Annotated in this window: 10 protein-coding genes and 1 riboswitch; of the genes, 3 read left to right on the top strand and 7 right to left on the bottom strand. The window is 69.1% G+C overall.

The window, feature by feature from the left end; genetic code table 11:
* Positions 1-129: 129 nt before the first annotated feature.
* Entirely contained in the window at positions 130-513 is a 384-nt protein-coding gene (gene crcB / locus U8525_RS30290; RefSeq protein WP_374270184.1) for a fluoride efflux transporter CrcB, read from the bottom strand.
* Between the two features lie 71 nt (positions 514-584).
* A riboswitch (Fluoride riboswitch) is annotated at positions 585-654 on the bottom strand.
* 382 nt (positions 655-1,036) lie between these two features.
* Here crcB and U8525_RS30285 point away from each other — a divergent pair.
* Together U8525_RS30285 and U8525_RS30280 are read left to right on the top strand one after the other, a co-directional pair.
* Positions 1,037-2,353 (top strand): chloride channel protein, encoded by a 1,317-nt coding sequence (locus tag U8525_RS30285; protein ID WP_374270183.1) that lies wholly within the window; start codon positions 1,037-1,039, stop codon positions 2,351-2,353.
* A gap of 231 nt (positions 2,354-2,584) precedes the next feature.
* Positions 2,585-3,328, top strand: a complete 744-nt coding sequence (locus U8525_RS30280) for a hypothetical protein (RefSeq protein WP_374270182.1) — start codon at positions 2,585-2,587, stop codon at positions 3,326-3,328.
* Positions 3,329-3,636: 308 nt separating this feature from the next.
* Here the strand turns inward: U8525_RS30280 and U8525_RS30275 are convergent, their stop codons facing one another.
* From U8525_RS30275 to U8525_RS30265, 3 genes are all read right to left on the bottom strand, one after another.
* On the bottom strand, positions 3,637-4,560 hold the full coding sequence (locus U8525_RS30275; RefSeq protein WP_374270181.1) for a hypothetical protein: 924 nt from the start codon (positions 4,558-4,560) through the stop codon (positions 3,637-3,639).
* 251 nt (positions 4,561-4,811) lie between these two features.
* Positions 4,812-7,874, bottom strand: coding sequence for a carboxypeptidase regulatory-like domain-containing protein (locus U8525_RS30270; protein WP_374270180.1), 3,063 nt, complete (start codon positions 7,872-7,874; stop codon positions 4,812-4,814).
* A 384-nt stretch (positions 7,875-8,258) separates the two neighbouring features.
* Positions 8,259-8,771 (bottom strand): hypothetical protein, encoded by a 513-nt coding sequence (locus U8525_RS30265; protein WP_374270179.1) that lies wholly within the window; start codon positions 8,769-8,771, stop codon positions 8,259-8,261.
* Positions 8,772-8,965: 194 nt separating this feature from the next.
* Here U8525_RS30265 and U8525_RS30260 point away from each other — a divergent pair, with 194 nt between their 5' ends.
* Positions 8,966-9,496 carry a hypothetical protein gene (locus U8525_RS30260; protein ID WP_374270178.1) on the top strand — a complete coding sequence of 177 codons (531 nt, stop codon included), beginning with the start codon at positions 8,966-8,968 and terminating at the stop codon, positions 9,494-9,496.
* Between the two features lie 7 nt (positions 9,497-9,503).
* Here U8525_RS30260 and U8525_RS30255 read toward each other — a convergent pair whose 3' ends face one another.
* The 3 genes from U8525_RS30255 to U8525_RS30245 form a co-directional block, all read right to left on the bottom strand.
* Positions 9,504-10,877: a sensor histidine kinase gene (locus U8525_RS30255; RefSeq protein ID WP_374270177.1), complete on the bottom strand. Its 1,374-nt coding sequence runs from the start codon at positions 10,875-10,877 to the stop codon at positions 9,504-9,506.
* On the bottom strand, positions 10,874-11,563 hold the full coding sequence (locus tag U8525_RS30250) for a response regulator transcription factor (protein WP_374270176.1): 690 nt from the start codon (positions 11,561-11,563) through the stop codon (positions 10,874-10,876). The genes U8525_RS30255 and U8525_RS30250 overlap by 4 nt, the downstream gene beginning before the upstream one ends.
* Before the next feature lie 316 nt (positions 11,564-11,879).
* Positions 11,880-12,278, bottom strand: a complete 399-nt coding sequence (locus U8525_RS30245; protein WP_374270175.1) for a GFA family protein — start codon at positions 12,276-12,278, stop codon at positions 11,880-11,882.
* Positions 12,279-12,324: the final 46 nt, after the last annotated feature.

Raw genomic sequence — 12,324 nt, 5'->3', positions numbered from 1 at the left:
GGGCCACCATGGCTGCCCCCTGGATGGCCTGGGAAAGCCCCATGCGGCGATCTCCAAGTTTGAGATCGCCACACCCTCAACCATTCCGGTAGGTCCTCGCAAGGACCACTTATCTGACCGGCATTGCGCCTAGCTGCCCATCAGCACCCTCGCGACCACGAAGCCCAGCGCGCCCGCCAGCAGGCAGCCCACCACCGTGCCCCCCACGTCGAGAGCGAAGGCCAGCCAGGCCCGCTCCTGGAGGAGCGCCAGCGACTCGTACGAGAAGGCGGAGTACGTCGTGAAACCGCCAATGACGCCCGTCGTCAGGAAGAGGCGGACGGTGGGTGGGATGGCATTGGTCGCCAGCGCGAGCGCCATGATGAGGGCCATCAGGAACGAGCCCACGACGTTGACCGTGAGTGTGCCGTAGGGAAACGACGGCCCCAGGAGCTTCGGCACCCAGCCGGTGATGAGGTAGCGCGCGCCCGTTCCCAAGGCGCCCCCCAGGCAGATGAGCAGTAAGCGAACCATGCCCTTGTCTCCTCAACGGAGCAGCCAGGCGGCCGTGCTTCGCGCACCGCCAGCTCCGCCAGCACCGCAGGCTGTCCGTAGGAGTCATTGGCCGTCGGCTGTGGACGGCGGTTTCTGGCGGACTCCACCACCCCTCATGAGGTCAACGCCTTCCTGAGCATCCTTGAATCAGACTGCACACGCGGTGCGGCGCGAACCACCGAGGGACCTCCACGCTCCCGAGGGGCCGCACTCACGCCTGACTGGCGAGGGGCCTCGGAATCATCGCCGTCTCCCTTCCTCCTGATTGACCGCACCGCCTGGAGCCATTAAAGCTCCCGGCCACAGGGATGGCGGTGGAGTCCGCCGAGACCTGCCACCCTCGAAGGTGGCCAATGACTCCTACGGCAAGCCGGTATCGGCCGTGGGTGTCGTTTGAGTCCTCATCCCCATGCCCGCGCCGGAACACTTGGAGGCGCGCGCACGTGGATTCTTCCCCGACTCTCCGACCCCCACCCTTCCTCGCTGGCCGCGGAGCCGCGCGATGACCCTGGAAAAGGGTGCTCGAAGCATCATGCAGTGGCTCGTCCTCGGCACGGTGGTGGGCGTCATCTGTGGCGTGGCCTCCGCGGCGTTCCTCTACCTGCTCGAGGAGGCCACGCGGTACCGCTCGAGCCACGAGGCCCTCGTCTACACCCTGCCCCTGGCGGGCCTCCTCATCGGCGCCGTCTATGCGCGGTGGGGCACCCCCATCCGGGGTGGCAACAACCTCGTCATCGACACCGCGCACCAGGGGGACAAGCAGCTTCCCCTCCGGATGGCCCCCATGGTGCTCATCGGCACGGTCCTCACGCATCTCTTTGGAGGCAGCGCCGGCCGCGAAGGCACCGCGGTGCAGATGGGCGCGAGCCTCGCGGATGCCGTCGCCCATCGCTTCCGCGTCTCGCCGGAGACGCGGCGGGAGCTGCTCGCCGCGGGCGTGGCCGGGGGCTTCGGCTCCGTGTTCGGGACGCCCATCGCGGGCGCCCTCTTCGGGCTCGAGGTGGTCTGCGTCGGGCGCATCAGCTACGAGGCGTTGGTCCCTGCCCTCGTGGCCTCGGTGGTGGGCGACCTGGTGACGCGCTCCCTCGGAATCCACCACACCGCGTACCCCCTCCCCACTCCCCTGGCGCTGACCCCCGAGTTGCTCGGCAAGTGGCTGGTCTTCGGCGCGGCCGTGGCGGTGGTCGCCGTGGTGTTCGTGGAGCTGGTCCACTTCATCAAGAAGTCGCTGGAGAAGGCCGTCCCCGCCTTGCCGCTGCGCATGGCCCTGGGGGGCGTCGCGGTCGTCGCACTCTGGAAGCTGGTGGGGACGACCGACTACCTGGGCCTGGGGGTTCCCACCATCGAGAGGGCCTTCGTCGATCCGTCCCTCCCCAGCTCGGCATTCGCGTTGAAGCTGCTCTTCACCGCCATCACGCTCGGCGCGGGCTTCCTCGGCGGAGAGGTCACGCCCCTGTTCTTCGTCGGCGCGGCCCTCGGGAATGTCCTCGGTCAGCAGCTTGGCCTCCCGTTGGGCCTCGCCGCGGGCGTGGGGCTGGCGGCGACCTTCGGAGCCGCGGCCAACACGCCGCTGGCGCTCTCCATCATGGCCGTGGAGCTGCTGGGGGCGAGCGTCCTGCCTCATGTCGTCATCGTCACCGTGGTGGCGTACCTCCTCACCGGGCATCGCGGCATCTACCCGGCCCAGCGGATCGCACGCCTCAAGCATGGCGGCCCGCTCCTGGAGCGGCTGGTCTCATTGCATGAGCTGGAGGCAGAGCCCGTCCTTCAGTCGCCGCCATCCAACAGCGTCAAGACCGGGTCGAAGCAGGCGTCATGACGATGAGCGCTCCGCGCGCGCAGCGTGTTGGATTGGCGTTGGCCATCCGTAGAGGCAGAGAAATCCAATCACAACAAAGCCAGCCTCCAAGAACGCGAGAATCCCCCCCAATGCCGGCAATGCCATTTGCTGGACCCACCTTGGCCATGCACTATTCGCTGCGGGTGAAGACAGGCTTTCCGCTTGCGCAATCCGGCGCATCCGCGGAGCCCACCTGAAGGATGCACAGCCATGAAGATGCATTGGAGTGCGCTCTCGCTGCTGCTGGTCACCATTGGCTGCGGGAACGTGACGCAGGACGAAGCGCTGGCCCCCACCGAGTTGATGTCCCAGGAGGCCGGAATCGCGACGCGCACATGCGTGAACGGTCTGGGGTGCACGACCGCGTGCCAGTGCGCGGCGGGCTACTGTGTGCCGGATGACCTCGGCCCCCCGGTGTCGCAGGAGCACTGCAACCAGGCGCCCGTGCGCGAGTGCAGCACCGGAGCGGACTGTAGCTCCGGCTGTAACTGCGTGGGCAACGTCTGCGTCAACGACGGGTTCAGCCCCCCCGCCAACTGCCTGCTGGCTCCAGCGGACGCTTACGAGAGCGACAACACCCACCTCACCGCCTCGTCCTACCCCGGCTCGCCCCAGCTCAACCACTCGTTCCACCGCCAGGGCGACATCGACTGGGTCATCGTATTCGTCCCGGCCACCCAGCTGCTGACCGTGGAGACCTACAACCTGCGCAATGGCCCGAAGATGCGGATCGACATCTACGCGTACAACTACGCCACCCGCACGGTGGGAGCGCTGCTTGGCAGCACCCAGAGCTATCTCTGCAGCGGCCCCAACCCGCTGTGCAACGTGTATCGGGCCACGGCCAACGCCCAGGCGAACAACGTCTACGCGGTCAAGGTGACCGACCTGCGCGGCATGCCCGCGGGGAGCGATTGGACGCCCACTCCGAAGTACGACCTGAAGATGTACTGAGCTGCGCTGTCATCGTGAAGGCGGCAGAGCCTTGCCGTCCTACGAGCGCCACCTGGACCTCCTGGTGGCGCTCGTTCCTCTTGCGGGCTCCCCACCAGGTATCACCAACACGGAGCGCCCGGGCATCGAGGCGGCGCGTGGGGCGCGTGCGAATGGCACGCCGTGGCTGAGCTTCTTCAGACCCGACATAGGCCAGCCACCGCCGTCCAAGACAGTGGTAGGCCCGCGCCACGCCAGGCGAGCCCCACCTCGGAGAAGGGGTGGCCCTTCCGGAGCGCTACGGCGGGGCGGCGGTCGCGAAGCCCGCCTCAATCGCAGTAGTACGTCGGAGCCAGCTCCAGGATGCGCTGCTCGGCGATGGGGGAGAGCGCGCGCAGGCGCGAGAGGAAGAGGGGCGCCTTCATCCCCATCCCGATGAAGCCCCGGACATACGAACGCTCCTGGGACTCGGCCAGGTGCTTGCTTTCCTCCGGGGTGAACGTGCGCCCCACCGCCCTCTCCAGCGTCTGGAGGTCGAGCGCGAGCTGGGCGTTCAGCGTCCCCCGAAGCGCCTGGAGCAGCTCGGCGTACTCCGTGAGGGCCGCTTCCAGCGCGTCAGGTTCCCGGGCGAGGATCTTCTGCGCCTCCAGGAAGTCCAGCCGGGTGTGCTGCGCCTCTTCGAGCCAGTGGTGCTTGAGCAGGTTGCAGAACAGCGGATCCAGCGTCTCGGTCTTGTTTCCGCGGACCGTCTCCAGATAGTGCTGCTGCGTCATCAGCTCCAAATGCAGGTTGAAGATGAGCACCCCCAGGTTCGACTTCGTCATGATGGCGCGCGCCACCTCGACGTGGTTGTCGAGCAGGGCGGGGACGACCTTGAACCCCCGCGCGAACGCGCCGGTGAAGCGCGCAAAGAGCTGCTGGTGCTTCAGCTCCTCCTCCGTGAAGCGCAGGAGCGCGCGCATGTGCGTCGCGTTCCCGTGCAGCTCCAGGCTGGCGCGCTGTGCGGCCAGCGCCACCGCGTACTCCTCCAGGAACAGGAACAGGTGCGCATAGCTGTTGGAGCGGATGTGATTCAGCATCAGCCGCTCCTCGGCGTTCAGGAAGGGAATGGCTTCCGTGCCCGTCAGCTCATCCGAAAGGAACCGGTGGCTGAAGTCCAGGACCGTGTCCTTGGGCAACAGCTCATCAAGCCGCCAGGAGACCTTCTCTGAGCTCTGGATACAGGATTGATATTCCGGAGTTTGATTTAGCATTCGACGATGACGCTCCTCTCGATGGGGAGTGGACGCCAGGGCCACCGCCCGCGGGCTGGCGGACCCGGCTGGCACACGGGCCCGTGGCGCTCGTCATTGCAACACCAAGGCCAGTCGTCTCCACGCCCCGGCGAGCGCGTCGCACGGGAGGCCGAGTCGTAGCCGCGGGGCGTGCATGACGCGTCATGGGGCGTCACTGACGTGTCAATGACAGGTCCCCCCATCCTCTCCTGCGACGAGCAACTCCAGGCTCACTGCGCACCTTCGTTCGCCCCACCCGCTGGCACGTCCACCCACTTCATCTCCAGGGTGCGGGCAACCTCGCCCCGCTCCGGCAACGTCACCTCCTGACGCAACGTCCGGACGACCCCGCCCCTCGGGTCGAAGACGAAGAAGGTATAGGTCCCGCGCTCCAGCAGGGACTGGAAGACCCAGGTGCGCTCATCCCCATCGAAGGTGGGTTCGCCAGCCATGAGGATGCGCTGCCGTTCGGCTTCACTTCCCGGCATGAGCACGCTCCCAGCAACCAGCGCTGTCTTGAGATGCCCCAGGTTGGTGGGAGCACGAAGGCGCAGCGTCACCCGCTTCATGTTCACGAAGCTCAACGTCGCGGTCCCTCCCGGCGCGAGCGTGACGGTCTGTGGCTTGATTTCGAACGGGGGCGCCCTGTCACTCGAGACGTCGACGAAGACTTCGTAGGTGCCCGCGGGGAGGTCCGAGCGTGAGAAGTGCTCTCCCTCCAGGCGGATGTCAGCCGCGAAGGGTTCCCCCTGGCGGGACAGGACGATCCGGAGCAGGCGGGTACGCACGTCACGAACCGTGCCCCGCACCGTGGCCCCGGGCTCGAGCCGCACGGAGACGCCCTGCCCGAAAAGGGGCACGCGCGCCTGCACGAATCGGGGATGGGTCACAAGCAGCGTCGCGGGGAGCGCCCCCACCTGCGGGAGGGTGAAGGTGCCATCCACCGCCGTGCGCACCCCACCCTCGGCATCTGACACGTCCACCCGCTCCGTCCACCCTTGCGCGTCCTCGGGAACTCCATCCAGGTGCACCAGCGCGCCAGCAACGGCGGCCCCCGTCACGGCGTTCGTCACCCGCCCCTTCACCTCCCGGCCCCGGGCCACCACCACCGCGCCCAGGTCCACGTCTTCTCCCCTGCGCGCTGTCACCTCGCGTGACACCGTCGCGAGCCCAGGCGCCTTGAACACCAGCGAGGAGGTCGGCGGCGCGTCCTCCGTGGAGAGATAGAACGCCCCCTCGAAGTCCTCGACCACCGCCTCCCCCAGCATGAAGCGTGTGATGGGCGAGCCATCTTCGCGGACGAGCCGCCCTCGGATGCCGGGGGCATGGCGCAGCACCAGGTGCACGTCCGAGCTCCCCGCTTGCACGACAACGGCCCTGGCGCGCTCGGACGCCGCGATCCCGGTGCTCGCCTGGGCATCCAACGTGTAGCCCGGCGCATGCACGGTGAGCTCGTGCGGTCCGGAGTCCAGATGGAGCACCTCGAAGCGCCCATCCTCTCCAGCCCAGGCGCGTGAGGTGGACGGGTGCGAAGGACATGTCACGACGCCAGTCCCTTCATGCCCCTGCGGCGTGCCAGCGTGCTGAAGGCTCACCTCCGTCCCCACCAGCGGGCTCCCCGTGGAGTCCACCACCCGTCCCGAGACACGCAGCCCCTGGTCAAGCCGCAAGGATTCGTGCCTCGCCTCCGTACCGGCAACCTCCAAGTCCCTCGCCACGCAGCGCTTCCCGATGGAAGCCCATTGCTCCGCCTGGAGCCGGTACCTGCCTGGGGGAGGTCCCCTCAAGGTGAAGGAGCCCTGCGCATCCGTCGTCGTGGCCAGCTCGGGCAGGGAGCCCGTTGCGTCATCGACAGGCAACAACCGCACGCTGGCACCCCGGGCGGGGACTCCCTCCGAGTCTGTCACCTCACCGCTCACGCGCGCGCCCTCCCCGAGCGTGAAGCGCAAGTCCGAACCCGGCGACGTCACGGGCGCGAAGACGTCCTGGAAGTCCTCCCGCTGGACGCTCAGGACCCAGGGCCCCGCCGCCGTGGCGTTGAGCACGAAGGTTCCATCTGGACGGGACGTCGTGAGGCCCCCCGACTCCAGGCCCAGGTACCCTGGAGACCCCAGACGGCGCAGCGCCGAGGGGACCCCGTCATCCGTCCTGGGCCACAGGGCGAGGTGAGCCCCGCCCACCGGTCGGCCCTCTGGATCCACCACGGCCCCCCGCACCACCGCGGCGTCGCGCAGCACGAAGGTCTTGGGCTTCCTGCCGTCCACTTGGGTCCACATGAGCCCTTCATCCCGGAAGCCTTCGGCGAAGACCTGGAACTGGTAGCGCCCAGGCACCAGGGGGCCCAGTTCATACGTGCCGTCGGCGGCGGACTTCGTCTTCCGTCTCGCACGCCATGCGGACTCGAACTCCGTGCGTCCCCCGTACCGCGCGTACACGGTCGCACCGGGAATGGGCTTCCCCCTGGAGTCCACGACCCCGCCCCGCTGCCGCGCGCCGGTCCCGAGGGTGAGCTCGACCGCCGGAGGCTCCTCGCCCTCTCCCACTTCCACCTCCGAGAGGGCGTCCAGCCCCTGGTGCTGGGCAGCGAGGACATGGAGCCCCGGCGCCATGCCGTCGAAGGTGAAGCGTCCGGCACTGTCCGTCACCGTCTCCCTGCTGGGAAACAGGCCATGGAGTGACACCCGGGCCCCCGCCACCGGCTTCGTCCCCCGCAGCACACGCCCCGGCAGCGTCCGTGAGCGCGACATCGTCACGTCGAGTGGTGGATGGGCCGCGACATGGAGCTCCTCGAACCTGGAGAGCAGCCCCTCCCGCTGGAAGAGGAGGACGTAATCGCCAGGCGGAAGCGGCGGGAGCGCGAACCGGCCCGTCGCATCGGTGCGGGCCTCGAAGTAGCGGCGGTGCGTGGCGTGGATGGCGGTGACCAGGACCTCCCCGGCGAGCTGTCCCCTGTCGTCGCGCACCCGCCCCCGCGGCGGACGCGGCTCCTCCAGCCGCACTTCCACGTCCTGCGTTCCGGCGGCGATGCCCTCCCGGAGGCCTGAGCCCGAGGGGCTCTCGACCCAGAGCGTGAAGCGCCCCGCCCCCATCCCCGTCAGCGTGAAGCGCCCCTCCCGGTCCGTGGTGGCGCGCGCCAGGACAGCTTCCTCCCCGAACCGCTCCGAGCGCCAGGACTCCAGCGTGAACAACGCCGCCCGGCAGTTGGGAGAGAGGAGCCCGGTGTCCTCCCAGTCGTCGCGGGATGGACAGGGAATCATCTCCAGCGGCGTCGGTGGCTGGGCGGCCGTCGCCATCACCACGGCATTCGCGACGGCGCCCCGCGGCCCCAGCACCGTCCCTCGCACAGCTCGCGCGTCACCCGCAGCCACGCTGGGGGCCGTCACCTCGGTGCCGATGCGCTCGGCCGCTTCGCCGGCGACCCCGTCTCCGCGTGCCAGAACGAGGTTCTCCTGAGGCGTCGAGCACCCGAGCACACATGCGAGCAGGCACGACACCAACGCTCCTCCGAATCCGCACCGCATCGCCTCACCTTTCCACTCCACCCTGAATCCGCTGAAAGCCTATCAACGCGCCGAGCCCCCCCCAGGTCTGCCGCGGCGTCCGTGGGAATCAACCCCAGCCGCGTGAGCGAGCCGCACGCGGCCGTGGGCGGCTTCGGGTGCTGAGCGGGCAATGGGCTACGACGACCACCGCACCAGGGCCCAGCAGAACACCGCCAGGCCGAGGATGCTCAGCGCGCCGTAGAGGAAGAGCTCGCGTCGCTCCTCGCGCGGGTCATACCGCCCGCCCGTGCGGCGCTGAACGGGCTCCCGGGCCATCTCCTCGGTGTAGACCCGCACGGGGGTGTCCGTCAGCGCCGTGAGCAGGTGGTTGTCATAGGAGGCGTTGCGGAAGCCCCCCTCGTGCGAATCGAGGAAGACCTCCATCACCGGCGCCTTCTCCAGCAGCTCGGGAAACGTCCAGATGGTCCCACCGGGCTCCATGTCATCGTCTTCACGGCAGACGGGGACCGTGAAGGAGACAGGCGTGGAGCACAGCGCGGGCGAGCCGCGGAACACCCGGGCGATGTGCCCCGTCACCACCGCCTCGCCCGGGGTGGCGGGGGGAAGCTCGACGCGGTCCACCGTGACCTGCACGTGCAGCTCCGCATCCAGCGCCGCGCGGGCGTACTCATGGGGAGGAAGGGCCATCCCTCCAGCGTAGTCCGGGGGCCCCGTGGACGCGCCAGCCCCGCCTGTGCCGCCCCAGGGTTCAATCGCCGCGGCTCGAGCGGCATCTCCACACTTCCTCAACATCTCGACGCGATGGTGGGGGCAGGTCGACGCGGTCGCCCATGGGGGCGCCGTGAATGCATGGGGAATCGACCCGAGGGGAACGCGAAATCATGAAATCCGTCCTGGTAGCCACCGCGGCCATGTGCCTCGCAGTCAGCCCGGCCTTCGCCTCGGATTGCGAAGACCTGCCCGCCAAGGGGCAGGCAAGCCTCGAGAAGAAGTACATGAAGATAAAGGCCGAGAGCGAGCACGCCGCCACGGACTGCACCGCCGTCCGCAACAACAACGCCCTGGGAACGGGACACGGAATCACGCTCGACTGCCGGATCCACTTCCGCCCCCGGAATGGCGGCTGCTACGTGGACTACACGCCCTACGGCGACACCAACAAGAGCCTCTCCCGGCATCCCGGCTGTGACGCGGGCAAGTGGGCCTGGGCCAACAGCGTGGACATGCTCACCGGCGACTCCACCTCGGACCCGCGGGGAAAGACGTTCACGGGCAGCGTCCGCTTCAACATGATGAACGCGGAGTACGAGCTGAAGTACACGGTCCTGGTCGGTGACAAGAAGAGCGACAAGGCCCTGGAAGACACCTACGCGGCGACCCTGAAGAAGATCTGCATCCGCAAGTCTCGCTGACGCCTGGTCACGACTGGGGGCCCTCGATGACCACCTTCAAGCCCCGCGGCAGGTTGCTGGAGAACTCCAACGAGAAGCCGACACGTCGGCACAGCTCGCGAACAATGGAGACGCCCAGCCCGCTGCCCCGCGGGGCCCGGCGGCTCGACTGGCGGGAGCGGAAGCCCCGCTCCCCCAGACACTCCAGCTCCTCGGGGGGAAGGCCCGGGCCGTCATCCAGCACGGTGAGCCGGAAGCGTCGCGGCCCGGCGACCTCCAGCACCGCCACGACGTGGCCCCCCTCCTCCCCATACGTGATGGCATTGTGCAGCAGGTTGCCAATGGCCTGCTCCATCATCGTGGGGTTGCAGCGCGCCCAGAGCGCTTCGTCGGGGCGTGAGCACTCCACGGTGAGCTGCCGCCTCCGCGCGAGCTGCCTGAGCCTGCGGACGACCCGCTCCACGGTCTGCCCCAGCTCCACCCGAGCATCCTCCGCCAGCGGATCCACGCCCTCGCCCATCTGGCAGGCGAGGTGGAGGTTGTCCACCAGCGACGTGAGGTAGACGGTGTCCTCGAGCCCCTGTCTCAGCAGCTCGGGATTGCCTTGCGCGGGCTCCGCCGAGGCCAGCTCCAGCGACAGCTGGAGCGAGGCGATGGGCGTCTTCAGGTCGTGCGCGACGTCCGCCAGGTGCCGCTCCAGCGCATGCTTCTGGGACTCGATGCGCGCGGCGTCCCGCTGGACGCGCGCGTGGGTGGCGTCGAGCGCCTGGGACACCTCGCCCAGCTCGTCGCCCAGGCCATCCGTGGCGGACCGGTAGTCTGGAGCCCCGAGCGCCCGCGCGGCGCGGTGCAGGCGACGCAGCCGCGCGAGGAGCGGCTGGACGACGGCGAAGGTGGACAGCGCCGCCGCGACGGTCGTGAACAGCAGGGCGAGCCCCAGGAGCCACCGCGCCACCGTCACGCGCTCATGCATGGGGGGCCAGCGGAACTCCAGCAGGCTGCACGGCCCGGACGGCGCGAGCCTTCTGACCGAGGCGCCTCCCCACCGCGAGTCGGGATGGAGGAACGGAAGATAGATGAGGGTCGCCTCCTCCGCCCCCTCCAGCACCCGGGCGACGAGCTTCGGATCGGGGCGCCCGCCCGGGCCACCCGCTCCGACCCGGGCCGCATCGAACGCCTCCACCTCGATGCCCTCGGGACCCTGAAAGCGCCAGCCCGGCGCCGCCTGACACTCCTCGCGATGGGTGGACAGGATGAGCGCGGTGGCAAAGCGCGTGCTCCGCAGCAACGCGGTATCCACGCCCATGAAGGTCGCCAGGTAGGAGGTCCCGAGCGTCCCCAGGAGGCCCAGGAGCAAGGAGGCCACGAGGGTGCGCAGCGCCAGCCGGTTGTACAGCCTCACGAAGGCTCCTCTGGCGGGTCGAACTGGTAGCCGATGCCCCAGGACGTCCGGATCCGCGCGCCCGCCGGCCCGAGCTTCTTCCGGAGGCGCGCGACATGGGAGTCCACCGTCCGGTCATCGCGCTCCTCATTGGGAGAGAGGGCGTGCTGGGCGATCTGGGCCCGCGTCATGGCCCGCCCCGGGCGCTCCGCGAGGTACGCCAGCACGTCGAACTCATGGCGGGTCAGCGACACGGGGCCCGCGCCCTCTCGGCTCACGTCGCGCGCATCGAGGTCCAGGCGCACGTCGTCCCAACGCAGCACACGGCGCGGGCGCTCCTCCCGGAGCAGGAGCCTGGCGCGGATGCGCGCGACCAGCTCCTCCATCCAGAAGGGCTTGGCGAGATAGTCCACCGCCCCCAGGCCAAACGAGCGCAGCCGGGCCTCCAGCTCCTGCCGCGCGGTGAGCACGATGACAGGCACGCGCAGCCGGCCCTTCCACGCATCCAGCAGCTCGAAGCCGTCCTTCCCGGGGAGATTCAGGTCCAGGACCACCAGGTCGGGCCGCTCGCGCTCGGACGCCTCCAGCGCGAGCCACCCGTCGGTGGCGAGCATCACCTGGAACCCCGCCTGCTTCAGGCCACGCACGAGGCCCGCGGCGATGGGGGCGTCATCCTCGACCACCAGGATGCGAGTCGGGACTGTCATTGACGGCCTCCATGGGAGAGGGGCGGTCGCCAGGCCCTCGTCGGCGTCGTCTCCAGTGACGACCACATCCTCAAGATCGCGCCGTGCGCTCCTACCGAGAAGGTCTGGCGCATCGCCCCGTCTCTCGGGGGAATCCTGGTCGAGGTCATGTCTTCTCCGGGTGTCAGCGTTGGTTCCGCTCGACCCGAAGACACCGGACGCCCGCGGGTTGTGACATCGGCCCCCTCATGGAGGGGCGCCTCCCGCGTCCTCTTCCCAGACTCCGGACATGCTTCGGCGTTCCCCGCGCGGGTGCTGCCTGCCCCCTGGAACGACCTCACCCCGGCGGGGGTGGAATCGTGTCGAACTGCCGCGCCCCGTCCGCGACGTCGTAATAGTCGCCCTTGTGGGCCATGTAGATGTGGAGCGCGATGCGGGTGTGGGTCGGCGTGTCGAAGGCGCCCATCGCGACTCCAATCCAATCGCGGTGGAGCGGATCCCAGAACAGCGACGAGCCGCAGACGGAGCAGAAGCCGCGGCGCGCCTTCTCCGATGACTGGAACCAGCTGATCTTCTCCGCGCCCTCGATCGCGACAGCGGAGCGCGGCACGTCGGTCGAGACGAAGTAATGGCCCGAGTGCTTGCGGCACTTGCCGCAGTGGCACGCGTCAGGGGCAGGCAACTCGCCCGCCACGGTGAAGCGGACCGCGCCGCACAAGCAGGACCCTCGATGCATGGATGACCTCGTCCGAACGATGGAAGACCGCGGCTCGCTCACCGCA

The organism is Corallococcus sp. RDP092CA (assembly GCF_041903675.1).
Lineage (GTDB): Bacteria > Myxococcota > Myxococcia > Myxococcales > Myxococcaceae > Corallococcus.
This window is presented reverse-complemented; position numbering and strand designations above follow the sequence as displayed.

Excerpts from the sequence above, each read along its gene's own strand:
- U8525_RS30265 (WP_374270179.1), bottom strand. The coding sequence starts at position 8,771 with ATGGCCCTTCCTCCCCATGAGTACGCCCGCGCGGCGCTGGATGCGGAG.
- U8525_RS30245 (WP_374270175.1), bottom strand. The coding sequence starts at position 12,278 with ATGCATCGAGGGTCCTGCTTGTGCGGCGCGGTCCGCTTCACCGTGGCG.
- U8525_RS30250 (WP_374270176.1), bottom strand. The coding sequence starts at position 11,563 with ATGACAGTCCCGACTCGCATCCTGGTGGTCGAGGATGACGCCCCCATC.
- U8525_RS30270 (WP_374270180.1), bottom strand. The coding sequence starts at position 7,874 with ATGGCGACGGCCGCCCAGCCACCGACGCCGCTGGAGATGATTCCCTGT.
- U8525_RS30280 (WP_374270182.1), top strand. The coding sequence starts at position 2,585 with ATGAAGATGCATTGGAGTGCGCTCTCGCTGCTGCTGGTCACCATTGGC.
- U8525_RS30260 (WP_374270178.1), top strand. The coding sequence starts at position 8,966 with ATGAAATCCGTCCTGGTAGCCACCGCGGCCATGTGCCTCGCAGTCAGC.
- crcB (WP_374270184.1), bottom strand. The coding sequence starts at position 513 with ATGGTTCGCTTACTGCTCATCTGCCTGGGGGGCGCCTTGGGAACGGGC.
- U8525_RS30275 (WP_374270181.1), bottom strand. The coding sequence starts at position 4,560 with ATGCTAAATCAAACTCCGGAATATCAATCCTGTATCCAGAGCTCAGAG.
- U8525_RS30285 (WP_374270183.1), top strand. The coding sequence starts at position 1,037 with ATGACCCTGGAAAAGGGTGCTCGAAGCATCATGCAGTGGCTCGTCCTC.